General features: G+C 60.6%; 25 protein-coding genes. 9 read left to right on the plus strand and 16 right to left on the minus strand.

Annotated features, from left to right (window positions below; translation table 11 throughout):
• Nucleotides 1–6: 6 nt before the first annotated feature.
• Entirely contained in the window at nt 7–1,512 is a 1,506-nt protein-coding gene (gene glpK / locus J4E63_RS03795) for a glycerol kinase GlpK (protein WP_192261166.1), read from the minus strand.
• Nucleotides 1,513–1,598: 86 nt separating this feature from the next.
• Nucleotides 1,599–2,450 carry an MIP/aquaporin family protein gene (locus J4E63_RS03800; RefSeq protein ID WP_060740932.1) on the minus strand — a complete coding sequence of 284 codons (852 nt, stop codon included), beginning with the start codon at nt 2,448–2,450 and terminating at the stop codon, nt 1,599–1,601.
• 311 nt (nt 2,451–2,761) lie between these two features.
• Between J4E63_RS03800 and ybaK the strand changes: the two genes are divergently transcribed.
• Together ybaK and J4E63_RS03810 are read left to right on the plus strand one after the other, a co-directional pair.
• Complete coding sequence (gene ybaK / locus J4E63_RS03805) at nt 2,762–3,232, plus strand: Cys-tRNA(Pro) deacylase (protein WP_092201538.1); 471 nt, start codon at nt 2,762–2,764, stop codon at nt 3,230–3,232.
• Between the two features lie 115 nt (nt 3,233–3,347).
• Nucleotides 3,348–4,139: a PhzF family phenazine biosynthesis protein gene (locus tag J4E63_RS03810; protein ID WP_207281160.1), complete on the plus strand. Its 792-nt coding sequence runs from the start codon at nt 3,348–3,350 to the stop codon at nt 4,137–4,139.
• 657 nt (nt 4,140–4,796) lie between these two features.
• On the opposite strand, the gene J4E63_RS03815 is transcribed toward J4E63_RS03810, so the two are convergent.
• Complete coding sequence (locus J4E63_RS03815; protein WP_072408713.1) at nt 4,797–5,906, minus strand: ABC transporter ATP-binding protein; 1,110 nt, start codon at nt 5,904–5,906, stop codon at nt 4,797–4,799.
• The gene (gene argF / locus J4E63_RS03820; RefSeq protein ID WP_060740936.1) at nt 5,903–6,823 is read right to left on the minus strand and encodes an ornithine carbamoyltransferase; all 921 of its coding nucleotides are present in this window, start codon (nt 6,821–6,823) and stop codon (nt 5,903–5,905) included. Before argF ends, J4E63_RS03815 begins: the two co-directional genes overlap by 4 nt.
• A gap of 402 nt (nt 6,824–7,225) precedes the next feature.
• Between argF and J4E63_RS03825 the strand changes: the two genes are divergently transcribed.
• From J4E63_RS03825 to grxD, 3 genes are all read left to right on the plus strand, one after another.
• Nucleotides 7,226–7,513, plus strand: a complete 288-nt coding sequence (locus J4E63_RS03825) for a hypothetical protein (RefSeq protein ID WP_060740937.1) — start codon at nt 7,226–7,228, stop codon at nt 7,511–7,513.
• A 131-nt stretch (nt 7,514–7,644) separates the two neighbouring features.
• Complete coding sequence (locus J4E63_RS03830) at nt 7,645–9,753, plus strand: molybdopterin oxidoreductase family protein (protein WP_207281161.1); 2,109 nt, start codon at nt 7,645–7,647, stop codon at nt 9,751–9,753.
• 89 nt (nt 9,754–9,842) lie between these two features.
• The gene (gene grxD, locus J4E63_RS03835) at nt 9,843–10,184 is read left to right on the plus strand and encodes a Grx4 family monothiol glutaredoxin (RefSeq protein WP_060740939.1); all 342 of its coding nucleotides are present in this window, start codon (nt 9,843–9,845) and stop codon (nt 10,182–10,184) included.
• Nucleotides 10,185–10,413: 229 nt separating this feature from the next.
• Here the strand turns inward: grxD and bfr are convergent, their stop codons facing one another.
• Together bfr and J4E63_RS03845 are read right to left on the minus strand one after the other, a co-directional pair.
• Complete coding sequence (gene bfr / locus J4E63_RS03840; RefSeq protein ID WP_003178701.1) at nt 10,414–10,887, minus strand: bacterioferritin; 474 nt, start codon at nt 10,885–10,887, stop codon at nt 10,414–10,416.
• Nucleotides 10,888–11,085: 198 nt separating this feature from the next.
• Nucleotides 11,086–11,304: a bacterioferritin-associated ferredoxin gene (locus tag J4E63_RS03845; RefSeq protein WP_003178704.1), complete on the minus strand. Its 219-nt coding sequence runs from the start codon at nt 11,302–11,304 to the stop codon at nt 11,086–11,088.
• A 316-nt stretch (nt 11,305–11,620) separates the two neighbouring features.
• Here J4E63_RS03845 and J4E63_RS03850 point away from each other — a divergent pair, with 316 nt between their 5' ends.
• Entirely contained in the window at nt 11,621–12,223 is a 603-nt protein-coding gene (locus J4E63_RS03850) for a peroxiredoxin (RefSeq protein WP_003204949.1), read from the plus strand.
• Nucleotides 12,224–12,414: 191 nt separating this feature from the next.
• On the opposite strand, the gene rnt is transcribed toward J4E63_RS03850, so the two are convergent.
• Both rnt and pyrC read right to left on the minus strand, forming a co-directional pair.
• A complete protein-coding gene (gene rnt / locus J4E63_RS03855; protein WP_043042813.1) occupies nt 12,415–13,092 on the minus strand; it encodes a ribonuclease T in 678 nt (225 codons plus the stop codon).
• Nucleotides 13,089–14,135 carry a dihydroorotase gene (gene pyrC, locus J4E63_RS03860; protein WP_060740940.1) on the minus strand — a complete coding sequence of 349 codons (1,047 nt, stop codon included), beginning with the start codon at nt 14,133–14,135 and terminating at the stop codon, nt 13,089–13,091. The genes rnt and pyrC overlap by 4 nt, the downstream gene beginning before the upstream one ends.
• A 192-nt stretch (nt 14,136–14,327) precedes the next feature.
• Between pyrC and J4E63_RS03865 the strand changes: the two genes are divergently transcribed.
• Together J4E63_RS03865 and J4E63_RS03870 are read left to right on the plus strand one after the other, a co-directional pair.
• Nucleotides 14,328–15,317 carry an OmpA family protein gene (locus J4E63_RS03865; protein ID WP_060740941.1) on the plus strand — a complete coding sequence of 330 codons (990 nt, stop codon included), beginning with the start codon at nt 14,328–14,330 and terminating at the stop codon, nt 15,315–15,317.
• Between the two features lie 128 nt (nt 15,318–15,445).
• Nucleotides 15,446–16,663, plus strand: coding sequence for an argininosuccinate synthase (locus J4E63_RS03870; protein ID WP_003204943.1), 1,218 nt, complete (start codon nt 15,446–15,448; stop codon nt 16,661–16,663).
• A gap of 98 nt (nt 16,664–16,761) precedes the next feature.
• On the opposite strand, the gene J4E63_RS30740 is transcribed toward J4E63_RS03870, so the two are convergent.
• The gene (locus J4E63_RS30740) at nt 16,762–17,247 is read right to left on the minus strand and encodes a hypothetical protein (RefSeq protein ID WP_259333570.1); all 486 of its coding nucleotides are present in this window, start codon (nt 17,245–17,247) and stop codon (nt 16,762–16,764) included.
• Between the two features lie 467 nt (nt 17,248–17,714).
• Between J4E63_RS30740 and J4E63_RS03880 the strand changes: the two genes are divergently transcribed.
• A complete protein-coding gene (locus J4E63_RS03880; RefSeq protein ID WP_053124532.1) occupies nt 17,715–18,341 on the plus strand; it encodes a response regulator transcription factor in 627 nt (208 codons plus the stop codon).
• Nucleotides 18,342–18,395: 54 nt separating this feature from the next.
• Here J4E63_RS03880 and J4E63_RS03885 read toward each other — a convergent pair whose 3' ends face one another.
• The 7 genes from J4E63_RS03885 to J4E63_RS03915 form a co-directional block, all read right to left on the minus strand.
• A complete protein-coding gene (locus J4E63_RS03885; RefSeq protein WP_060740943.1) occupies nt 18,396–18,581 on the minus strand; it encodes a PA3496 family putative envelope integrity protein in 186 nt (61 codons plus the stop codon).
• A 107-nt stretch (nt 18,582–18,688) separates the two neighbouring features.
• Nucleotides 18,689–19,327 (minus strand): endonuclease III, encoded by a 639-nt coding sequence (nth, locus tag J4E63_RS03890; protein WP_053124528.1) that lies wholly within the window; start codon nt 19,325–19,327, stop codon nt 18,689–18,691.
• The gene (locus J4E63_RS03895; protein WP_207281162.1) at nt 19,324–19,857 is read right to left on the minus strand and encodes an Rnf-Nqr domain containing protein; all 534 of its coding nucleotides are present in this window, start codon (nt 19,855–19,857) and stop codon (nt 19,324–19,326) included. The genes nth and J4E63_RS03895 overlap by 4 nt, the downstream gene beginning before the upstream one ends.
• Complete coding sequence (locus J4E63_RS03900; RefSeq protein WP_207281163.1) at nt 19,850–20,458, minus strand: RnfABCDGE type electron transport complex subunit G; 609 nt, start codon at nt 20,456–20,458, stop codon at nt 19,850–19,852. Before J4E63_RS03900 ends, J4E63_RS03895 begins: the two co-directional genes overlap by 8 nt.
• A complete protein-coding gene (locus J4E63_RS03905) occupies nt 20,455–21,435 on the minus strand; it encodes an RnfABCDGE type electron transport complex subunit D (protein WP_207281164.1) in 981 nt (326 codons plus the stop codon). Before J4E63_RS03905 ends, J4E63_RS03900 begins: the two co-directional genes overlap by 4 nt.
• Nucleotides 21,422–22,435 carry an electron transport complex subunit RsxB gene (rsxB, locus tag J4E63_RS03910; RefSeq protein WP_207281165.1) on the minus strand — a complete coding sequence of 338 codons (1,014 nt, stop codon included), beginning with the start codon at nt 22,433–22,435 and terminating at the stop codon, nt 21,422–21,424. Before rsxB ends, J4E63_RS03905 begins: the two co-directional genes overlap by 14 nt.
• Nucleotides 22,432–23,004 carry an Rnf-Nqr domain containing protein gene (locus J4E63_RS03915; RefSeq protein ID WP_207282446.1) on the minus strand — a complete coding sequence of 191 codons (573 nt, stop codon included), beginning with the start codon at nt 23,002–23,004 and terminating at the stop codon, nt 22,432–22,434. Before J4E63_RS03915 ends, rsxB begins: the two co-directional genes overlap by 4 nt.
• Nucleotides 23,005–23,038 lie beyond the last annotated feature (34 nt).

Raw genomic sequence — 23,038 nt, forward strand, 5'->3', positions numbered from 1 at the left:
TCAGGCTTATTCAGCGTCTTCGTGGGGCTCCCAATCGCGGGTGCGGCTGACCGCTTTCTGCCAACCGGCATAGAGTTTTTCTTTCGCCGGCTCGTCCAGTTGCGGTTCGAATTCGCGCTCGATCACCGCTTTGCCGCGCAGTTCTTCCAGGCTGCCCCAGAAGCCGCACGCCAGGCCGGCCAGGTATGCCGCACCCAGGGCTGTGGTTTCACGCATTTTCGGCCGCTCGACCTGGGTGCCGAGGATGTCGGCCTGGAACTGCATCAGGAAGTTGTTCGCCACCGCGCCACCGTCGACGCGCAGGGCCCTGAGGCGTTCACCCGAATCCTGTTGCATGGCGTCGAGTACGTCGCGGGTCTGGTAGGCAATCGACTCCAGTGCTGCGCGAATGATGTGATCGACCCGTACGCCGCGGGTCAGGCCAAACAGTGCCCCACGGGCATAGGGGTCCCAATACGGCGCGCCCAGGCCGGTGAAGGCGGGCACCAGGTACACACCGTTGCTGTCCTTGACCTTGTTGGCAAAGTATTCGGTATCCAGGGCGTCGTTGATGATCTTCAGTTCATCGCGCAGCCATTGGACGGTGGAGCCGCCGTTGAATACAGCGCCTTCCAGGGCGTAGGCCACTTCGCCACGGGGGCCGCAGGCGATGGTGGTGAGCATGCCGTGATTGGATTTCACGGCCTTTTTCCCGGTGTTCATCAGCAGGAAGCAGCCGGTGCCGTAGGTATTTTTCGCCTGCCCCGGCTCCACGCACATCTGGCCGAACAGGGCGGCCTGCTGGTCGCCGGCGATGCCGCCGATGGCGATACCGCTTTTGGTGCGGCCATAGATTTCCGAGGACGACTTCACTTCCGGGAGCATTTCCCGGGGGATGTCGAGGATCTCGAGCATCTTCGCGTCCCATTCCAGCGAGTGAATGTTGAAGAGCAGGGTGCGCGAGGCGTTGGTGTAGTCGGTGACGTGGACCTTGCCACCGGTGAATTTCCAGATCAGCCAGCTATCGACCGTGCCGAACAGCAGCTCACCGTTGCGGGCACGCTCGCGGCTGCCTTCGACGTTGTCCAGGATCCACTTGAGCTTGGTGCCGGAGAAGTACGGGTCGGTGACCAGGCCGGTGGTTTGGCTGATGTATTGCTCGTGACCGTCGCGCTTGAGCTGTTGGCAGATCTCGGTACTGCGGCGGCACTGCCAGACGATGGCGTTGTAGATCGGGCGGCCGGTGGTCTTGTCCCAGACCACGGTGGTTTCCCGCTGGTTGGTGATGCCGATGGCAGCCACCTGGTCATGGTGCAGGCCGGCCTGGGCCAGGGCTTCGACCATGACCGCACTCTGGGTGGCGAAGATTTCCATCGGGTCGTGTTCGACCCAGCCGGCCTGCGGGTAGTGCTGGGCGAATTCGCGTTGGGCGGTGCAGACCACATTGGCATCACGGTCGAAGATGATCGCGCGCGAGCTGGTCGTACCCTGGTCGAGGGCAATGATGTAGTTCTTGTTCTGGATATCGGTCATGTCGATTGCCTCGGGTCTTTCATAAAGGGAGACGTAAAAAGAAGCCACGGCGCAGGCTTCGAATGGCAGGGCCTGCGCCGACTGTTTCAGGATGTTCTGGGCTTGCCGTCAATGGCCGGTTCTGCATCCTTTGTAGCTGTTACAGCGCTGGGCAGGTGACGGGCAATCAACCCGCGATAGGCCGCAGCACCGAGGCACGCACCCACGATCGGTGCAAAAATCGGAACCAGGAAGTACGGGATGTCACGTCCACCCGTGAGGGAAATTTCACCCCAGCCTGCGAAGAAAGTCATCAGTTTAGGACCGAAGTCCCGCGCCGGGTTCATCGCAAAGCCCGTCAGCGGCCCCATGGAGCTGCCGATCACGGCTATCAACAGGCCTATCAACAAGGGGGCCAGTGGACCACGGGGCAAACCGTTGTTGTCATCGGTCAGGGACATGATCACCCCCATCAGGATGGCGGTGATGATCGCTTCCACGAGGAAGGCTTGGCCAGTGGAGAGTGCCGCGTGCGGGTAGGTGGAGAACACCGAAGCCAGTTCGAGGCTCATTTCGGTGCCGCGAACCATGTGCCGGGACTGTTCGAAATCGAAGAATAGATTGCTGTACAGCGTGTAGACCAGAAGGGCGCCGCAGAAAGCACCGGTCACTTGGGACGCTATATAGAAAGGCAGCTTGCGCTTTTCGAAGTCGGTGAACATGCACAGGGCGATGCTGACGGCGGGGTTGAGGTGGGCGCCGGAAATGCCCGCGCTCAGATAGATCGCCATGCTGACGCCGACGCCCCAGATGAGGCTGATTTCCCACAAGCCAAAGCTCGCACCCGCGACCTTGAGCGCTGCGACGCAGCCGGTGCCGAAAAAAATCAGCAGGCCAGTTCCCAGGAATTCCGCCAGGCATTGGCTGGACAGGGACGGCTGTTGTAAAGCAGTTGTCATTCAAACCTCGGTTTTTTGTTGTTTTGCAGCGCGTTCGGTACAGCACGATTGCGCGATTTCCATCGAGGCAGGATCCCCATCCTGAACTCGGGTTGCTGCTTGAGACATGCAATGTGGCTTTCAGTTTCGAAAAAATATAGACAAGAAACGCTGGTGTCAAAGGTCGAAAGTGAACCACTGGTCACATTTCAACTATTCGTGCTGTGAATGACTCTGCCCCAAGAGAGGCAGCAGTGCAGCCGCAAAGCCTTTTCGCAGACGATGGCTTAGAATCCGCTCACTCTTTTTTGATTTCCTTATCAGGAGCAGTCATGACACCCGCGTTGGATCTGCTTAAGAAAGTACGCGCCGAACATCGCATCCACAGTTATGAACACGATCCCAAGGCTGCGTCCTATGGCTTGGAGGCGGCGGAAAAGCTCGGGCTGGATCCGGCGCAGGTGTTCAAGACGTTGTTGGCGGCCAGTGAAAAAGGTGAGCTGTTGGTGGCGGTAGTGCCCGTGGCCGGGAGCCTGGATTTGAAAGGCCTGGCCCACGCCGCCGGCGTGAAGAAGGTCGAGATGGCCGACCCGGCCGCCGCGCAGCGTTCGACCGGTTATTTGCTCGGCGGTATCAGCCCGCTGGGGCAGAAGAAGCGTTTGCGCACGTTTATCGACAATTCCGCACAGCCACTCGCCAGCATGTTCGTCAGTGCGGGGCGGCGTGGGTTGGAAGTCGAGTTGGCGCCTTCGGTATTGAAGGAGCACACCGGGGCGGTGTTTGCTGATATCGGGCGAGCTTGATAGAGCAGGGTGGCCGCTGCGCAGCCTGTAGGGTGAAAATTCTGCTGATCTGTCACTGGATAAGCCGTGTCGCTACACCCCATGCTGGCGCATCAGAAAAATAAGGAGAAGTGCCATGCAACTTGCGTTTCATCAGGTCGATGCGTTCAGTGACCGGCCGTTCGGCGGTAACCCGGCGATGGTCTATCGGCTCGACGGCTGGCTTGCCGACGACCTGATGCAGAAGATCGCCGCCGAGCATAACCTGGCTGAAACCGCGTTCCTGGTGCGTGAAGGTCAGCATTGGCATATCCGCTGGTTCACCCCCACCACCGAAGTCCCGCTGTGTGGCCACGCTACGTTGGCCAGTGCTTATGTGCTGTTCGAGGTCTATCACGAAACCGTCGAGCGCCTGGATTTCATCTGCCGGTCCGGTTCGTTGAGCGTGACGCGCGAGGGTGATCGGCTGTGGTTGGATTTTCCGGCCGTCGTGCCTGCCGAGTTGGGCGTGTCCCTGGCCGTGCAGAGTGCCTTGGGCGTCGAGGCGGTGGATGTGCTGAGTTCCAACGAGTTGTTCGTGGTGCTGGAATCGGAGCAAGCGGTGCTCGATTGCAAGCCGGACATGGTGGTCCTGGCAAAACTGCCCTGGCCCGGCGCTATCGTCACCGCGCCGGGGAGCAAGCATGATTTTGTCTCGCGCTATTTTGCCCCGGCGATCGGTATCAACGAAGACCCGGTGACCGGCTCGACCCACTGCAGCCTGATTCCCTATTGGTCCAAGCGCCTGGGCAAGCACGGACTGACGGCTTATCAGTGTTCGGCCAGGGGTGGGGTATTGTTTTGCCGGTTGGAGGGTGAGCGGGTGAAGATCGGCGGGAACGCGACGTTGGTGGCCAGTGGGACGTTGATGCTGCACTCAAGCCAATGACATCGAATGTGGGAGCGAGCTCGCTCGTGATAGCGGTGGTTCGGCCTGCACTGATGCTGAATGTGGCAATGTCATCGCGAGCAAGCTCGCTCCCACAGGATTTGTGGATGCCAGTCGATTTGTGCCTGCTGCAATTTCCCATGTTGGAGCGAGCTTGCTCGCGATGGCGGTGGTTCAGCTTGCACTGATGCTGAATGTGGCTATGTCATCGCGAGCAAGCTCGCTCCCACAGGATGTGTGGATGCCAGTCGATTTGTGCCTGATGCAAATTCCCATGTGGGATGCCAGTCGATTTGTGCCTGTTGAAAATTTCCATGTGGGAGCGCGCTTGCTCGCGATAGCGGTGGTTCGGCCTGCACTGATGCTGAATGTGGCAATGTCATCGCGAGCAAGCTCGCTCCCACAGGATTTGTGGATGCCAGTCGATTTGTGCCTGATGCAAATTCCCATGTGGGAGCGAGCTTGCTCGCGATAGCGGTGGTTCGGCCTGCACTGATGCTGAATGTGGCAATGTCATCGCGAGCAAGCTCGCTCCCACAGGATGTGTGGATACCAGTCGATTTGTGCCTGCTGCAAATTCCCATGTGGGAGCGAGCTTGCTCGCGATAGCGTTGGTTCAGCCTGCATCGATGCTGAATGTGTCCACTCCCACAATGATTAGCTGGCCGCGCTGTAGCGTCGCACACCGCTGTCCACTGGTGGGATATGCGCCGCGGTGCTGCCCGAGGCCTGGAACAGCACCAGGTGTTCAGCCGCCACGCGGATGCCGACGGCTGCTCCGACCTGATGGTCGGCATGGCTGGGGAAGATCGATTCCAGTTGCGCACCTGTGGGTAATTGCAGGCGATACAAGGTTGAAGCACCCAGGAAGGTCTTGCCAACGATTCTGGCAGTAAGCGGGCTGTCCGGGGCGTAGACGATATCGTCTGGCCGCAGCAGCACGTCCACCGCGCCGCCGATGGGCCAGGTGTAGGCCCGGTTGCCGCGCAGGAGGCCCAGCTCGGTCTGTACCGATTCCGGGCTGTCGAGCTGGCCGCGAATGAAGTAGCCCTGGCCAACGAAACTGGCGACGAATGGCGTCAGTGGTTCGTGATACAGGTTGTAGGGCGTATCCCACTGTTCCAGGCGACCTTCCCTGAATACGCCGACATGGTCACTCACGGCGAAGGCTTCTTCCTGGTCGTGGGTGACCAGGATCGCGCTGGTGCCGCGGGCCTTGAGAATGTCCCGCACTTCATGGCTGAGCTTGCGGCGCAGCTCGCCATCGAGGTTGGAGAACGGTTCATCGAGCAACAGCAGCTGCGGTTCCGGCGCCAGCGCACGGGCCAGGGCCACGCGCTGCTGTTGTCCGCCGGACAGTTCATGGGGAAAACGGCTGCCCAGGTGTTTCAGGTTGACCAGTTCCAGCAATTCTTCGACGACGCGGTCCTTGTTCGGATGCTTGCGAATGCCAAAGGCAATGTTCTGGGCCACGCTCAGGTGGGGGAACAGGGCGTAGTCCTGGAACACCATGCCGATGCGGCGTTTTTCCGGGGCGAGGGTGAAGCCGGCGCGGGAGATGGTTTCCCCGGCCAACTGGATTTCACCCTCGTGCACCGGTTCGAAGCCGGCAATGGCACGCAAGGTCGTGGTCTTGCCGCACCCGGACGAACCGAGCAGGCAACCGATATCACCGGCATTGAGGTGCAGGTTGAGGTTCTGCACGACCCGCTGGTCCTGATAACCGCAGGCCAGGTTGTGCAAGTTCAGCAGCAGGGCGTGGCTCATGCGTGGTGATACGCCGGCTCGACCAGGAACTCGAGCAAGGCCTTTTGCGCATGCAGGCGATTCTCGGCCTGGTCCCAGGCTACCGAACGCGGGTCATCCAGCAGGTCCATGCTGATCTCCTCGCCACGGTGGGCCGGCAGGCAGTGCATGAACAACACGTCGGCATCCGCCAGGTCGAGCAGGGCCCGGTTGACCTGCAGTGGCGCGAACAACTCCAGGCGCCTGGCGGTTTCTTCTTCCTGGCCCATGGAGGTCCAGACGTCGGTGCTCACCAGGTGCGCACCGGCCACGGCCAGTTTCGGGTCACGGACGATGGACACCCGGTCCCCGGCCTTGGCCAGCAACTCGGCATTGGGGTCAAAACCTTCGGGGCAGGCGACGCGCAGTTGGAAGTCGAATTGCATCGCCGCTTCTATATAGCTGTTGCACATGTTGTTGCCATCGCCGATCCAGGCCACGGTCTTGCCCTGGATCGAGCCACGGTGCTCGAGGAAGGTCTGCATGTCGGCCAGCAACTGGCAGGGGTGCAGGTCGTCGGACAGGCCGTTGATCACTGGTACGCGGGAATGGGCCGCGAACTCGGTCAGGGTGCTGTGGGCAAAGGTACGGATCATCACTGCGTCCAGCATGCTCGACATGACGATGGCGCAATCGCCGATGGGTTCGCCACGGCCCAGTTGGGTGTCGCGGGGCGACAGGAAAATCGCCTGGCCGCCCAGTTGGATCATGCCGGCTTCGAAAGAGATGCGGGTGCGGGTCGATGACTTCTCGAAGATCATCCCCAGCACGCGGTTTTTCAAGGGCTCGAACAGTACGCCGCGATTACGCAGGTCCTTGAGCTCCACGCCTCGACGGATCACGCCGAGCAACTCATCGGGCGTGAAATCCATCAGGGAGAGAAAGTGCCTTGCGCTCATGATTGACTACCTTTTTGTAACTGACCGCAGATGCTCAAAGCCTTGTTTAATGAAAAAACGGGCGAGACCTGCGGCAAAAGCCGCACGGGGCGACGAAATAGGGGAAGGCGCGATCTTATAATTAAATGTCGCGTCTTACCAATAGGGCTACGGTTTTTGGGGATTTCAGCGAAGCCATCACGCGAATGCGATGGCGTATTTGAGGCCGGTTTCCTGACTGCAGCGGCCCATTTGTACACTGGCGCTGCTCGGCTTGGCAATCAAGCGCGGCGGGCGTGCCGTGGATGGAGGCGGTTTGTGCCGTGTCCTCCGACTCTTGCGCCTGCCTGCTGGTGGTTGTGAAACATTTCCTAATGCAAAGGCCTGGGTTATAAATGAGCCTCAGCGGCACAGGAGCCCGAAATGGATTCGAAAGAGCGACAATTGATGGAATTGCTGGGGCTGACCGCACGCTCGCTGACCCACCTGACGGCATCGGTGACGTCCATGTCATTCGAATTGCTGCGCAGCGATGATGAAGTGACCAAGGCCGCCGGCCGCCGGATGATCGATCGCATGGCCACGATCAGCAGCGGCCTCGACGAGCATTGGCGATTGATTGGCGAACTGACCGGCGTGCCCATCGCCCAGGAGGAGGTGGAAACCGTCGAGGAAATCCAACTCCTGGCACCGCCCCCCGAGGGCCCTTGATGGCACTTCATCGGCGGGCCTGATGCCCGGCAATTCACAGGACGAACGTCGCTGGCGCTGCCGGGAAGCACGGGCCATAGTTTTGTTCCCGCGGCCGAAAGTGCCCGCCACGAATAAAACAGAGACTGGCCATGACCAAGACTCTCCACCACCGTGCGTGCCATCTGTGTGAAGCCATTTGCGGCTTGACCCTCGAAACCACCGAAACCGACGGCCAGGGCCTGGCCATCACCTCGATCAAGGGCGATGCGCTGGACACCTTCAGTCGCGGTCACATCTGCCCCAAGGCAGTGGCCCTGCAGGATATCCAGAACGATCCGGACCGCCTGCGCCAACCCATGCAGCGCATCGGCAACGAATGGCACCCCATCGCTTGGGACGATGCCTTTGCGTTGGTGGCCGCGCGCCTGGCGGATATCCAGGCGCGCCACGGCCAGAACGCGGTGGCGGTCTACCAGGGCAACCCCAGCGTGCATAACTATGGGCTGATGACCCATAGCAACTATTTCCTGGGCCTGTTGAAGACCCGCAGCCGTTTCTCGGCAACCTCGGTGGACCAACTGCCCCATCACCTGACCAGCCACCTGATGTACGGCCACGGCTTGCTACTGCCGATTCCGGACATCGATCACACCGACTTCATGCTGATCCTGGGCGGCAACCCATTGGCCTCCAACGGCAGCATCATGACCGTGCCGGACGTGGAGAAGCGCCTCAAGGCGATCCAGGCCCGTGGCGGCAAAGTGGTGGTGGTCGATCCGCGCCGCAGCGAAACGGCGGCCATTGCCGACCAGCATGTCTTCGTGCGTCCCGGGGGCGATGCCGCGCTGCTGTTTGGCTTGCTCAATACTCTATTCAGCGAGGGCCTGACCCGTGACAGCCACCTGCCGGTGGACGGTCTGGACGAGGTGCGCGCGGCCGTTGCTGCTTTCACGGCTGAAGCGATGAGCCCGCTCTGTGCGGTGCCAGCAGCGCAGATCCGGCAATTGGCCCGGGACTTCGCCGCGGCCCCGTCAGCGGTGTGCTACGGGCGGATGGGGGTGTCGACCCAGGCGTTCGGTACGCTGTGCCACTGGCTGATCCAGGTGATCAACCTGGTGACCGGCAATCTGGATCGGGTGGGCGGTGCGCTGTGTACCGAGCCGGCGGTGGACCTGGTGGCGACCACCTCGGGCGGGCATTTCAATCGTTGGCAGAGCCGGGTCTCCGGGCGTCCCGAGTACGCAGGGGAGCTGCCGGTGTCGGCCCTGGCCGAGGAGATGCTGACCGAGGGCGAAGGCCAGATTCGGGCGCTGGTCACCGTGGCCGGCAACCCGGTGCTGTCTACACCCAACGGGCGGCAGTTGGAGCAGGCCCTGGATGGGCTGGAGTTCATGGTCAGTGTCGATCTGTACATCAACGAAACCACCCGCTACGCCGACCTGATCCTGCCCTCGACCTCGGCCCTGGAAAACGATCATTACGACACCACTTTCAACCTGTTCGCGGTGCGCAACGTGACCCGTTTCAACCGGGCGATCCTGCCCAAGCCCGAGGGGGCGCTGCACGACTGGGAGATCTTTGTCGGCCTGGCCAAGGCCTTCGCTGCCCGGACCGGCAAGGCGCTCAAGCCAACCATGCCGCCAGCGCAGATGATCGATCTTGGCCTGCGCAGCGGGGCGTATGGCGATGCCTCGCCGCACAAACTGTCTCTGGCGACCTTGTTCGACCATCCCCATGGCATCGACCTCGGCGCACTCAAGCCCAACCTGGCCCCACGCTTGAAAACCGAAAACCAACGGGTGCAGGCCGCGCCGGCGGTGATTCTCGCCGACCTTGCGCGCTTTGCCGCGTTGCAGGCGCCAGAACCGGATGAGTTGCTGATGATTGGCCGCCGCCATGTGCGCAGCAACAACTCCTGGATGCATAACTTCCATCGACTGGTGAAGGGCAAGCCGCGTCATCAATTGCTGATGCACCCGGATGACCTCGCCTCCCGCGGCCTTGCCGACGGGCAGCGCGTGACGGTCAGCTCGCGGGTGGGGGCCATCGAAGTCGAGGTACTGGGCAGCCTGGACATGATGAAAGGCGTGGTCAGCCTGCCCCACGGCTGGGGGCATGCCCGGCCGGGCGTGCAGATGACCATTGCCAGTGGGCAGCCGGGATCCAGCGCCAATGACCTGACCGATGATTGCCAGCTCGATGAGTTGTCCGGCAACGCGGCGCTCAACGGTGTACCGGTGAAGGTGGCGACTGCGTAAAATTGTCTCTGAGCAGCACGTTCTGCTTTCCGTTACAATGCGCCACCGTGTCGACAACTGACGTCGCAAAGTTTAAGCCGAGGTGCTCCGTGGATATCATCGAAACGATTAAAGACCAGATTGCCAACAACACCATCCTGCTTTACATGAAAGGCTCGCCGAACGCGCCACAGTGCGGTTTCTCGGCCAAGGCTGCTCAGGCTGTGATGGCGTGTGGCGAGAAGTTTGCCTACGTGGACATCCTGCAGAACCCGGAAATCCGCGCCAACCTGCCCAAGTACGCCAACTGGCCAACCTTCCCGCAATTGTGGGTGGGCGGTGAGCTGGTCGGTGGTAGCGACATCATGACCGAGATGGCCGCCGACGGTTCTTTGCAGGCCACGATCAAGGCAGCGGTAGAAAAAGCGTCCGCGAACAAGACCGAAGCCTGATCCATGGAAGCCTGTTCACCACGCCGGTTGTGGTGAACGGGAAACCTTGTGGGAGCGAGCTTGCTCGCGATAGCGGAGTGTCAGTCAGCATTTTTATATCTGATCCACCGCTATCGCGAGCAAGCTCGCTCCCACAGTGGTTTGGGTAGGGCCTGGGAGATCCAGGCAATAAAAAGCCCCGCCTCTCGAAAGAGGGCGGGGCTTTTTAGTGGCTGTCTGCCGGGGAAGGTTACTCTTCGCCCATCTGCGATTGCAGGTAGTTCTCAAGACCGACTTTGTCGATCAGGCCCAGTTGGGTTTCCAGCCAGTCGATGTGCTCTTCCTCGGATTCGAGGATGTCTTCCAGCAGTTCACGGCTACCGAAGTCGCCAACGCTTTCGCAATGGGCGATGGCGGCCTTCAGGTCGGCGTGGCCGGTGCGCTCGATGCGCAGGTCGCACTCGAGCATTTCCCGGGTGTGTTCGCCAATGTGCAGCTTGCCCAGGTCCTGGACGTTCGGCAGGCCTTCGAGAAACAGGATGCGCTTGATCAGCTTGTCCGCGTGTTTCATCTCGTCGATGGACTCGTGGTACTCGTGCTTGCCCAGCTTGTTCAGGCCCCAATCCTCGTACATGCGTGCATGCAGGAAGTATTGGTTGATCGCGACCAGCTCATTGGCAAGGATCTTGTTGAGATGCTGGATGACTGTAATGTCGCCTTTCATGATGAGGCCTGCCCTGTAATAGCTGTGTATAGGGCAGAGTTTGAGCCGCGTATTTACCAGTGTCAAACCTAAGTTATTGAATAATAAATGAAAATTAATCGGAATAAGAATGTTTGTGTTCCGCGTCTGGACGCTAAGCATTTGATTTACAGGCATAAAAAAACCGGACATCGAGTCCGGTTCCTTGAAAAGCTGTCTTTACGCGGCAGTAAATTCTACCGGGTAGGGGATCGAGGCCTGTGCCGTTTGCACCTTGGCGAGGGTTTCACGCACCACTTCCTTGGCCAGGCAGGCACATTTGCCGCATTGGCTGGCTACGCCGGTGGCCTGGCGGACTTCGCGATAGCTGCAGCAACCTTCATAGATCGCTTCGCGGATTTGTCCGTCGGTGACGCCAGTGCAGAGGCATACATACATAAGTGAGAACCGTCGCTGGTTGTGACTCAATTGAGACGGATCTTAATGTTAACGAGAATGATTGTCAAAGTGGTTTCTAAAGGTCTTGCGCCAGAGCGATGCCAGGCTGACGAACGGTTTTTTCCTTGGACAACGAAGGCGGCACGCAGCGGGGCGGCGATTTTTCGATACCACCGAAAAACCGTTGAAGACAGTCCAAATGCGCGGTGTATGATGGTCGGCCCTTGCAAGCGGGTTCGTGTCACAGGGCTGTCGCCTGAGGGTGGCAGGCTGGCCCGGACTTTGTTTTCACGCTAATTACATCAGGAGATATCCAATGAGCGTACTCGTAGGCAAACAAGCCCCTGACTTCACCGTGCCAGCCGTGCTTGGCAACGGCGAAATCGTCGACAGCTTCACCCTGTCCTCGGCCATCAAAGGCAAATACGGCCTGGTGTTCTTCTATCCGCTGGACTTCACCTTCGTCTGCCCATCCGAGCTGATCGCACTGGATCACCGCATGGACGACTTCAAGGCCCGTAACGTTGAAGTGGTCGCTGTTTCGATCGACTCGCACTTCACTCACAACGCCTGGCGCAACACCCCGATCAACAATGGCGGTATCGGTCAGGTGAAATACACCATGGCTGCCGACATGAAGCACGAAATCGCCAAGGCCTACGACGTCGAGTCCGAAGGCGGCGTGGCCTTCCGTGGCGCCTTCCTGATCGACGACAAGGGCGTTGTCCGTTCGCAGATCATCAACGACCTGCCGCTGGGCCGTAACATGGAAGAGCTGATCCGTCTGGTCGACGCGCTGCAATTCCACGAAGAGCACGGCGAAGTCTGCCCGGCCAACTGGAAAAAAGGCGACAAGGGCATGACCGCATCGCCTGAAGGCGTTGCCGCTTACCTGGGCGAGCACAGCGACAAGCTGTAAGCGCATTCAGGCATAAAAAAACCGGCCCTCGATGGGCCGGTTTTTTTATGGGTGTTCCAAAGCAGAATACAGTCCTGTGGCGAGGGAGCTTGCTCCCGCTTGAGTGCGCAGCGCTCACAACATCTTGGGGCGGCTACGCCACCCAGCGGGAGCAAGCTCCCTCGCCACACAAGAACCACACCAGCTTGTTGTCAGTCGTCGAAATCCTGCCAGCCGCCCATCTCTTTCCACCGGTTGACGATGCCGCAGAACAGCTCGGCGGTCTTCTCGGTGTCGTAGCGGGCCGAGTGCGCCTCACGGCCATCGAAATCGATGTCGGCTGCCTGGCACGCCTTGGCCAGGACGGTCTGGCCATACGCCAGGCCAGCCAGGGTCGCGGTATCGAAGCTGGAGAACGGGTGGAACGGGTTGCGCTTCATGTCCAGGCGCGCGACGGCGGCGTTGAGGAAGCCCAGGTCGAAGCTGCTGTTGTGGCCGACCAGGATCGCGCGCTTGCAACCGTTGGCCTTGAGCGCCTTGCGCACACCACGGAAGATGTCGGTCAGGGCCGTTTCTTCGCTGACCGCCATGCGCAACGGGTGATCGAGCTTGATCCCGGTGAACTCCAAAGCCGCCGCTTCGACGTTGGCGCCCTCGAACGGTTCGACACGGAAGAAATAGGTGTGGTCAGGGAACACAAAGCCTTTTTCGTCCATGCCGATGGTGGTCGCGGCGATTTCCAGCAAGGCGTCGGTGGCGGAATTGAAACCACCGGTTTCTACATCGACGACGACCGGCAGATAACCACGGAACCGCGCGGCCATGGGGTGACGGGCGCTGCCCGAACCACCGTTGCCGTCCAGTTCGTCGTCGAAATGATCTTCACTCACGCGTTTTCCTCCAGCAGGCGCCAGCGCAGTTTTTCACCGGCGCGCAGCGGGATGACGGTCTGCTCGCCGAAGGGCAGGCTGACAGGGGCGGTCCATTCGTCACGGACCAGGGTAATACGGTCGGTGTTCACCGGCAGGCCATAGAAACGCGGGCCATGCAGGCTGGCGAAGCCTTCGAGTTTTTCCAGCGCATTGCGCTGTTCGAACGCCTCGGCGTACATCTCGATGGCGGCATAGGCGGTGTAGCAGCCGGCGCAACCGCAGGCCGCTTCCTTGGCGTGACGGGCGTGGGGCGCCGAGTCGGTGCCGAGGAAAAACTTGGCGCTGCCGCTGGTGGCGGCGTCCAGCAAGGCTTCCTGGTGGGTATTGCGCTTGAGGATCGGCAGGCAATAGAAGTGCGGCCGGATCCCGCCCACCAGCATGTGGTTGCGGTTGTACAGCAGGTGGTGGGCGGTAATGGTCGCGCCGACGTTGGCCGGGGCCTCGTTGACGAACTGCACGGCATCGCCGGTGGTGATGTGTTCGAACACCACCTTGAGGGTCGGGAAACGCTCCACGACGCGGCGCATGTGTTCGTCGATGAAGATTTTCTCGCGGTCGAACACATCGACGTCGCCCCGGGTAACCTCACCATGGATCAACAACGGCATGCCGACTTCGGCCATGGCCTCCAGCGCCGGGAAGATCTTGTCGATGCTGGTGACACCGGAATCGGAGTTGGTCGTCGCGCCGGCGGGATACAGCTTGGCGGCATGGACAAAACCGCTGGCCTTGGCGTCGCGAATCTCTTCGGGCTGGGTGCGGTCGGTGAGGTAAAGCACCATCAGCGGTTCGAAGCGGCTGCCAGCCGGACGGGCGGCGAGGATACGCTGGCGATAGCCATCGGCCTCGGCGGCGTTGCGCACGGGCGGAACCAGGTTAGGCATGATGATTGCGCGCCCGAAGGTGCGCGCGACATCGGCGACGGTATGGGTCAACACAGCACCATCGCGAAGATGAATATGCCAGTCGTCGGGACGCAGCAGGGTCAGGCGGTCGGACATTAGGGGGCTTCCAGGCGGGTCAAACTCTGGGGAATGCTACCGGAAAAGACCGATTCAGGCACCCGCTATCAAGTTCTGCCACAACTTACCGATAGCTCCTACAGGTGTGCCACGAATCCGTGCAGTGCCCCGGACAGGCGTCATGCCCTCAAGCATGCGTCGATCTTTGTATAAAAGTCAGTGGAGCCTCCCGTGCGCCAGCGTTATCTAGCCTTGCTCAGTGTGTTTGCCAGCCTTCCCGCCATGGCGCTCACTTTCCAGACCCGTCTGGAGAGCATTGAGTGGACGGTCGAAGGCGACAAGTTCGAGTGCCGGCTGAGCCAGCCGATCACCGATTTCGGCAGTGGCGAGTTCGTGCGTCGGGCGGGCGAGCAGGCAACGTTCCGCCTCAAGAGCTATAACCCGATGCTGGGCGGCGGTTCGGCCACCTTGCTGGCAGCCGCCGCACCGTGGCAACCGGGGCGCGGCGATATCAACCTGGGCTCGGTCAGCATTGGCAGTGGCGATGTATTGTTCAACAGCTCCCAGGTCCAGGCCGGACGCTTGATCAGTGGGCTGATGGACGGTCGTAGCCCTGTGGTACGGCGCAACACCGAGGACGGTCGAGTGTCGGAAGTCCGGTTGCTGCCGGTGCGTTTCAACAAAGCCTTCGGCGATTATCAGAGCTGTGTGGCCAAGTTGTTGCCGAAGAATTTCGAGCAGGTGAAGCAGACCCAGATCGGCTTCCCCGGCGAAGAAGTCGAACTCGATGCCCATGCCAAGGCTCAGTTGCAGGTGATGCTCGACTTCATCAAGGCCGATCCGAGCGTCAATCATGTCGAGCTTGACGGTCACTCCGACAACAGCGGCAATCGCCTGACCAACCGCGAGCTGTCGCGCCGCCGGGCCCTGGCGGTCCAGGATTTCTTCAAGGCCAATGGTTTCCAGGAGTCGCAGATTACCCTGCGCTTCCACGGCGAACGTTATCCCCTGGTGCCCAACACCAACGCCGCCAACCGGGCCAAGAACCGTCGGGTGGTCGTGCGCCTCGAGCGCGTGGCGGCTAGCGAAGCACCGGCACCCCAGCCCGCCGCCGCGCAGCCTGCACCCGCTGCGCCCCCTGCCAAAGCGCCGGCGCCCACCGCTGCACCGGCCAAGACACCGGCACCCACGCCCGTCGGGACGACCGCGCGGACCTCCTGATTCGGTTTTGACCGTCGCGCGCTCGACATAATCTGTCGCTTCGTCGTCATAAGCTGTCGCGCCCCTGTAAATTATCCGCGCTGGACGTTAGACTTCACGGCTTTCCGTACAACCCGTGGAGTGATGGCATGGCGGACGTAAACAAGGTCGTTCTGGCGTATTCCGGCGGCCTGGACACTTCGGTGATCCTCAAGTGGCTGCAGGACACTTATAACTGCGAAGTGGTGACCTTCACCGCTGACCTGGGGCAGGGCGAGGAAGTCGAGCCTGCACGCGCCAAGGCCCAGGCCATGGGCGTCAAAGAGATCTACATCGATGACCTGCGCGAAGAGTTCGTCCGCGACTTCGTGTTCCCGATGTTCCGCGCCAACACCGTTTACGAAGGCGAGTACCTGCTGGGTACGTCCATCGCCCGTCCGTTGATTGCCAAGCGCCTGATCGAAATCGCCAACGAAACCGGCGCCGATGCCATTTCCCACGGCGCTACCGGCAAAGGCAACGACCAGGTGCGTTTCGAGCTGGGCGCCTATGCCCTCAAGCCGGGCGTGAAAGTCATCGCCCCGTGGCGTGAATGGGACTTGCTGTCCCGTGAAAAACTGATGGACTACGCCGAGAAGCACGCGATTCCAATCGAGCGTCACGGCAAGAAGAAATCCCCGTACTCGATGGACGCCAACCTGCTGCACATCTCCTATGAAGGCGGCGTGCTGGAAGACACCTGGACCGAGCACGAAGAAGACATGTGGCGCTGGACCGTCTCCCCCGAGAAGGCCCCGGATACCCCGCAATACCTGGAGCTGACCTATCGCAATGGCGATATCGTCGCCCTGGACGGCGTGGAAATGAGCCCGGCCACCGTGCTGGCGACCCTGAACCGCATCGGCGGCGAACACGGCATCGGTCGTCTGGACATCGTCGAGAACCGCTATGTCGGCATGAAGTCCCGCGGCTGCTACGAAACCCCGGGCGGCACCATCATGCTGCGCGCTCACCGGGCGATCGAATCGATCACCCTGGACCGCGAAGTGGCTCACCTCAAGGACGAGCTGATGCCCAAGTACGCCAGCCTGATCTACACCGGCTACTGGTGGAGCCCTGAGCGTCTGATGCTGCAGCAGATGATCGACGCCTCCCAGGCTCACGTGAATGGCGTGGTACGCCTGAAACTGTACAAGGGTAACGTGATCGTCACCGGGCGTAAGTCCGACGAGTCGCTGTTCGACGCCAACATCGCGACCTTCGAAGAAGACGGCGGTGCCTACAACCAGGCCGACGCGGCCGGCTTCATCAAGCTCAACGCCCTGCGCATGCGCATCGCGGCGAACAAGGGTCGCAAGCTGTTCTGACCCTGGCGATATAAAAAACGGCCTGCCTTGAGCAGGCCGTTTTTTTTGCCCTCTGTTTTGCGCGCAGCCTATTGTCTGCAGCACTGTCTCCTGATGGCTCATTCATCCTGCCCGTGGGCTGCAAGGTCTGCGTGGTGGTAAATGACGTACACAACGATGCCGGCGTGCTTCAAATGTTCCGGTCGGCAGGTCTCGATCAGGCGCTGGGATTGGCGGCATAGGATGCAAAGGGTGTCCGGCGGTTCATGCCTGGTGCGATGAAGGCCTTTCAGTCGCCGCGGTTGGTCATTGCCTGTTCGGCGCAGCATTCGTTTGCGCCGACAGGTCGCGTCATCCATGGTCTTTATGAAGTGTTTGCTCTTGCGGAAATCCGAAGGTGAATACAAGGAACGATAATTGAAGTTGAGGGTGATGAAAAAAAGCAGCAATAAATAGAAGGGGAAGCTGATCAGGAACCAGAGGTAATACTCACGGTCCTGGTCATCCAGAAAAGGCAGGGAAACAGCTGCGGACGTTTCGGATAAAGTTGCGAATATGGCGATAAGGGTCATGGGGTTGGTGATGGTCTTCAAAGGTTTGTTCATGGTTAATGCTCATGGAATATTCATGCTCGTGAGTGGTTTGGAAAAATAATATCGGTGGCTAATAAGGTGTCGCTAAAACAATCAGGGCTGTCGATGTTTTATATCGGGTGCCTGAACGTCTCTTATATAGGAATTTCCGCTGCTGAAGTGAGGGGTGCCAGTTTTAACAGTAAATAATTCAGTTACTCTTTATGAGGAAAGTGCTTTCCAATGACCGGTCCGCAAGCAGGTAGGGCGGCGAAAGAGCGCATTATTCATAGGGGTAACGGATGCTCAAGGGCGCTCGGTCCTTCTCTGTAAAAAATTGAGGACACATTTTTCCCGGCGGGATTTGTAGGAGTTTTCTGTATAGCTTGTAGGATCTGTCTCTCGGTGCGAGCGGTCAGGGGGGGGCGGCATGCCAAGGTAGAAATGACTAGGCTATTGTGCGTGCTCTAAAAATTCGAACAGCGAAGTTGGATTTGCCCATGAATAAAGTGCTGATCGTGGATGATCATCCCGTCATTCGTCTTGCTGTACGTTTGCTGATGGAGCGTCATGGTTATGAGGTCGTTGCCGAAACCGACAACGGCGTCGATGCGTTACAACTTGCTCGTGAACTTATGCCCGATATCGTCATTCTCGATATCGGTATTCCGAAACTGGACGGGTTGGAGGTCATTGCCCGTTTGACGGCCATACCTTCGTCAATGAAGGTATTGGTACTGACTTCCCAGGCGCCTGGGCATTTTTCAATGCGTTGCATGCAGACAGGGGCGGCCGGGTATGTCTGCAAGCAACAGGACCTTACTGAATTATTAAGTGCAATCAAGGCAGTACTGTCCGGCTACAGTTACTTTCCCAACCAGGCATTGCATACGGTGCGATCGAGCCTGGGTAATGCCAGTGAGTCCGATATGGTCGATCGGTTGTCGGGGCGGGAGATGATGGTCTTGCAGCAACTGGCGCGCGGCAAGACCAACAAGGAAATCGCCGATGGAATGTTCTTGAGCAACAAGACCGTCAGTACTTACAAGACCCGTCTGTTATTGAAGCTCAATGCCCGTTCGCTGGTCGACCTGATCGAGCTGGCGCAGCGTAATGGGTTGGTGTGAGGCTGCTGTCACGCGTACTCAGTAAAAAGCCTCCATCAGGGAGGCTTTTACGTGTCAGAGGTCAAAGTCGTAATCGGCCAGTTGCTTCTGTAAACGACGCTCTTCCAGCAGGTTATCGATGGTGCGGCGCTTGCTCAGGTTGGTTTTCGCTACTTCCGGCACGACCGCAGGTTCACCGTCGTCGGCCTCAGCGGCGATGAATTCGTCTTCTACATCCAGTTGTTCTTTGCCAGCACTCATGGGTTCGACTCCAGGCTAAGACTGCCATTGGCGCTCCTTATATCGATAAACCACGGGCGGGTAAAAAAGATTTTTTCAATCGATAGATCGATAAAAGCAATAGCGCCTCAATCGTCCGAGGTCTTGTGCTTGTATTCGCATAAATCTTCGATTCGGCAGCTGCCGCAGCGGGGCTTGCGCGCCAGGCAGACGTAGCGTCCATGGAGGATGAGCCAGTGATGGGAGTCCAGCAGGTATTCCTTGGGGACAAACTTCATCAGCTTCTTCTCCACCTCCACCACGTTTTTGCCGGGGGCCAGCCCGGTACGGTTGCTGACGCGGAAAATGTGGGTGTCGACCGCCATGGTCAACTGCCGAAACGCGGTATTGAGCACGACGTTGGCGGTTTTGCGGCCGACGCCTGGAAGGGCTTCCAGCGCTTCACGGGTCTGCGGGATTTCACTGCCGTGGCGTTCGATCAGCAGGCGGCAGGTTTCGATCACGTTTTTGGCCTTGCTGTTGAACAGGCCGATGGTCTTGATGTACTCGGACAACCCTTCGACGCCCAGGGCGTAGATCGCCTCCGGGGTGTTGGCGACCGGGAACAATTTAGCCGTGGCCTTGTTGACGCCGACGTCGGTGGACTGGGCCGACAGGATGACCGCGATCAGCAATTCGAACGGCGAGGAATAGGCCAGTTCGGTTTTCGGTTCCGGGTTGTCCTCGTGAAAGCGACGGAATATTTCCAGGCGTTTTGCGGCGTTCATGGGCGCGGCGTTTCCTCGGTGGTTGAAGGGGATTTGGCTGCTGTCCAGGCCTGTCGGGCCGCCAGCAGCAGCCCGAGCAGAATGAACCCGCCCGGGGCGAGCAAGGCCAGGGGGAGGCCGCTGCCGATCAGTTCACGCAGGGTGCCCAGGCTGACCATCAAGAGACCGAACACCCCAGCCAGCCTGAGGCGTCCAGCCAAGCGAGACTCAACGAAGAAACCCGCATGCTCCAGCGCCACGCAGCTCAAGGCGATCCAGCCCAGGTAAAGCCCCAGCGGTCGATACAATTCCAATGCCCAGGCCTGGACGACAAAACCTATGCAGGTGGTCAGGGTAGCGGCCAGCACGATGGCGGCGAGCAGTTGTTGCGCGGTTGTCAGGCGTTGTCGGACAAACCCCATCGCCAAGCCCTGGCAGAAGAACATCAAGGCCCAGGCCAGCCATAGCACCAGTGCGCCCATCAGCGAATCGCTGGCGCCAACCAGCGGGACGAGCAGCAGGCCGTGTGTCAGGCCCCATGGCTTATTCATTGGCAGGCACTCCCAACTGAGCCTTGTGCTCGTCGAAGTAACGCAACGTGTCGTGAACCGCTTGGAGCACCGCCCGGGATGTCACCGTTGCGCCGGCCAGTTGATCGAACTGTCCCTGGTCCTTCTTCAGGGCCCAGCCGCTGTCGTCAGGCGCCTGGCGTGATTTGCCGGTGAAGACCTGCATCCAGGTGTTCGGCCAGCCGGCAATCGCCGCGCCCAACCCGGGTGTTTCGGCTTGGCGCAGCGTCTTGACGCCCAGCAGCCGGCCCTGTGGATCGATGGCGACCAGCAATTCGATGCTGCCCTCATAGCCCGGCGCCTGGCTACGCAGCAGCACGGCGCTGGGCTGGCCATTGCGGGTCGCCAGATAACCGCCCAGCAGCGTGCTATGGGTCAAGGTCACCGAGGCGGTGAGAACGGGGTGCGCCAATGGCTGATTGTCGTAGCGGTCAGTGGGCAGCACCTCAAGCAAGGTCCTGTTCGCCAGCGCTTGCCGCTGGGTCTCGATGCGCCCGGCGGTGCCGAGGTGTGTGAGGTAAGTGGCACTGCAACCGAGGCCGATCAACAGGATCAGGATTGCCACGCCGCGGGGATTCTTCATGTCAGTGGCCGCCGTTGTCGCGCCTCGGCAAACCGGTCCAGTGCCGGCACGCCGAGGTTCATCAGCAACACCGCGAACGCCACGCCATCCGGGTAGCCGCCCCAGGTGCGGATCAGGTAGACCAGCAGCCCCATGCCCGCGCCAAACAGCAGGCGGGCGAGAGGGGCCTTGGCGCCCGAGACCGGTTCGGTCGCGATAAAAAACGCGCCGAGCATGGTCGCGCCGCTGAACAGATGAAACAGCGGTGAGCCATGGGAATCGGACCCCGACCCGTTCCAGCACAGCAGGCTGACGATAAACAGGCTCGCCAGCAGGCCCACCGGCGCATGCCAGCTGAACACCCGTTGCTGCAACAGAAACAGACCGCCTGCCAGAAAGGCCAGATTGACCCATTCGGCACCGCGGCCACCGAAACGCCCGAACGCCGGATCGCTGGCGAACAGTTCATCGATGGTCAGGCTCGTGTTGGTTCGCAGGCTGTCCAGCGCGGTGGCCCCGGCCCAGGCGTCGGGCGTCGGATGAGTGCCGAACACCTGTTGCAAGCCTTCAAGCAGGCCCAAGCCGTGGGGCGCGGGACTCATATGGGCGGGAAACGCCACCAGCACCAGGGCATACCCGAGCATCGCCGGGTTGAACGGGTTGCTGCCGACGCCGCCCCACAGATGCTTGCCGAACAGCAAGGCGCAGGCGGCCGCGGTGACGGTCAGCCACCAGGGGCAATACGCCGGCAAGGCCAGAGCCAGCAGCGTGGCACTGACCAGCGCGCTGCCATCGTTCAGTTCGGGTTTGAGCGGCCGGCGGCGCAAACGCAGCACCAACGCTTCGACCGCCAGCGCGGTGAGGCCGGACAACAGCAGGTTGAGCGCCACGCCCCAGCCCTGGAACCACAGCAACGCCAGCACGCCGGGCAGTGTCGCCAGCAACACCCGCGTCATCGCTGGCCGCAACCGCTCGTCCACGGGCTCAGGAAGCTGCATGGACGTCCACCTGGCGTTCGGCATCCTTCACCGCTTGCTCCAACACCTGCAGTTGTTCATCCGATGCCGCTGCCGTACGGGCTTTGCTGAGTTCGGCGCGGCGCATCGCCAGTTGGATCTTGGCCCGCTTCAGTTCGGCGCTTTGTGCCGGAGCCGGGGCTGGCGTGATCGCGGGTGCGGCGTTTTCCAGTTGGCTCAGGGCCTGCTCGGCCGCTTCGAACTGGCGTTGCAGCAGGATCAGCTGCGACTGCTGTTCGAAGGTTGGCGGATGGCCGAACGCTTTCAAGGATTTGTTCAACTGCGCCCGGCTCATGGCCAGGTCAACCTTGGCTTTTTTCAAGGCGGCATCGGCGGTGGCGGCTTTTTGCGCGCGCACGCGTTCCAGTGCGGCTTTTACGGGATCGAGCGGCTGTTCCTGTTCCTTGGCCAGGGCCGCGCGCTGGGTACGGGCCAAGCGCTCCGCCTGGCGCTGTTCTTCTTCGCGGCGCAGGCGCGCATTGCGTTGTTCGAAGCGGCGCCGGGCGTGGTTGCGCTTGGCCGTTCGCGCCTGTTGCTCGGCGGCGTTGAAGGCCAGGCCGCCGACAATCGGCAACACGCTTGCCGTCGGCAGGGGCCGCATTTCGATACAGTCGACCGGGCAGGGCGCCACGCACAGGTCGCAGCCGGTGCATTCGTCGATGAGGACGGTGTGCATCAGCTTGGCCGCGCCGACAATCGCGTCCACCGGACAGGCCTGGATGCACTTGGTGCAGCCGATGCATTCGGCTTCGCGGATAAAGGCGATTTGCGCCGGAGCCACGCCGCGGCTGGTGTCCAGTTCCAGCACTGGTATTTTCATCAGCTCGGCCAGGGCCGCGATGGTTTCGCGTCCGCCGGGCGGGCATTTGTTGATCGGCTCGCCCTGGGCGATGCCTTCGGCGTAGGGCTTGCACCCGGGGTGGCCGCATTTGCCGCATTGGGTCTGCGGCAACAGGGCGTCGATACGTTGAATCAGGCTCATGTTTTGACCAGCCCGCGCAATCCGAGAAAGGCCACCGCCATCAGTCCGGCGCTGATCAACTGAATCGGCAGGCCCCGAAAGGGCAAGGGAATAGCGTGATTGAAGGTGCGCTGGCGCAGATCGTCGAACAGGCCCAGCACCAGCCAGAAGCCCAGCCCGGCACCCAGGCTCAGCGCCACGGCGTGGCCCAGGCCTCGGTCTTCCTGGCCGTTGAGCAGCGTGACGCCCAGGATGCCGGCATTGCCGAGCAGCAGCGACCACAACCCATCGAACGGCATTGCGGGCAGCCAGCGTGTCAGCAGGCGCAGCAACGGCCCGATCAGCAAGATGCTCAAGGACAGCCAGACCAACAGGCGCAGGAATGTCAGATTGGTTGGCACGAGCACCCCATGATCGACCAGATAACCCAGGGTGCCGACGATCAGCATCAGGCACGCCGTTGCCAGGCCCAGGGCGTGCACCTGTCTTCTGCCGTTGGCCGCCAGCAGCGGATCGACGCCCAGCGGCCAATGCAACACCAGGTTGTTGATCAGGGCAGCGCTGAACAGCGTGAGGACGATTTCGGTCATGGGCGTGTGGGCGAACAAAGGGCCTGTTACAAGA

It is taken from the genome of Pseudomonas sp. FW300-N2F2 (assembly GCF_017351655.1).
GTDB classification, from domain to species: Bacteria; Pseudomonadota; Gammaproteobacteria; order Pseudomonadales; family Pseudomonadaceae; genus Aquipseudomonas; species Aquipseudomonas fluorescens_AA.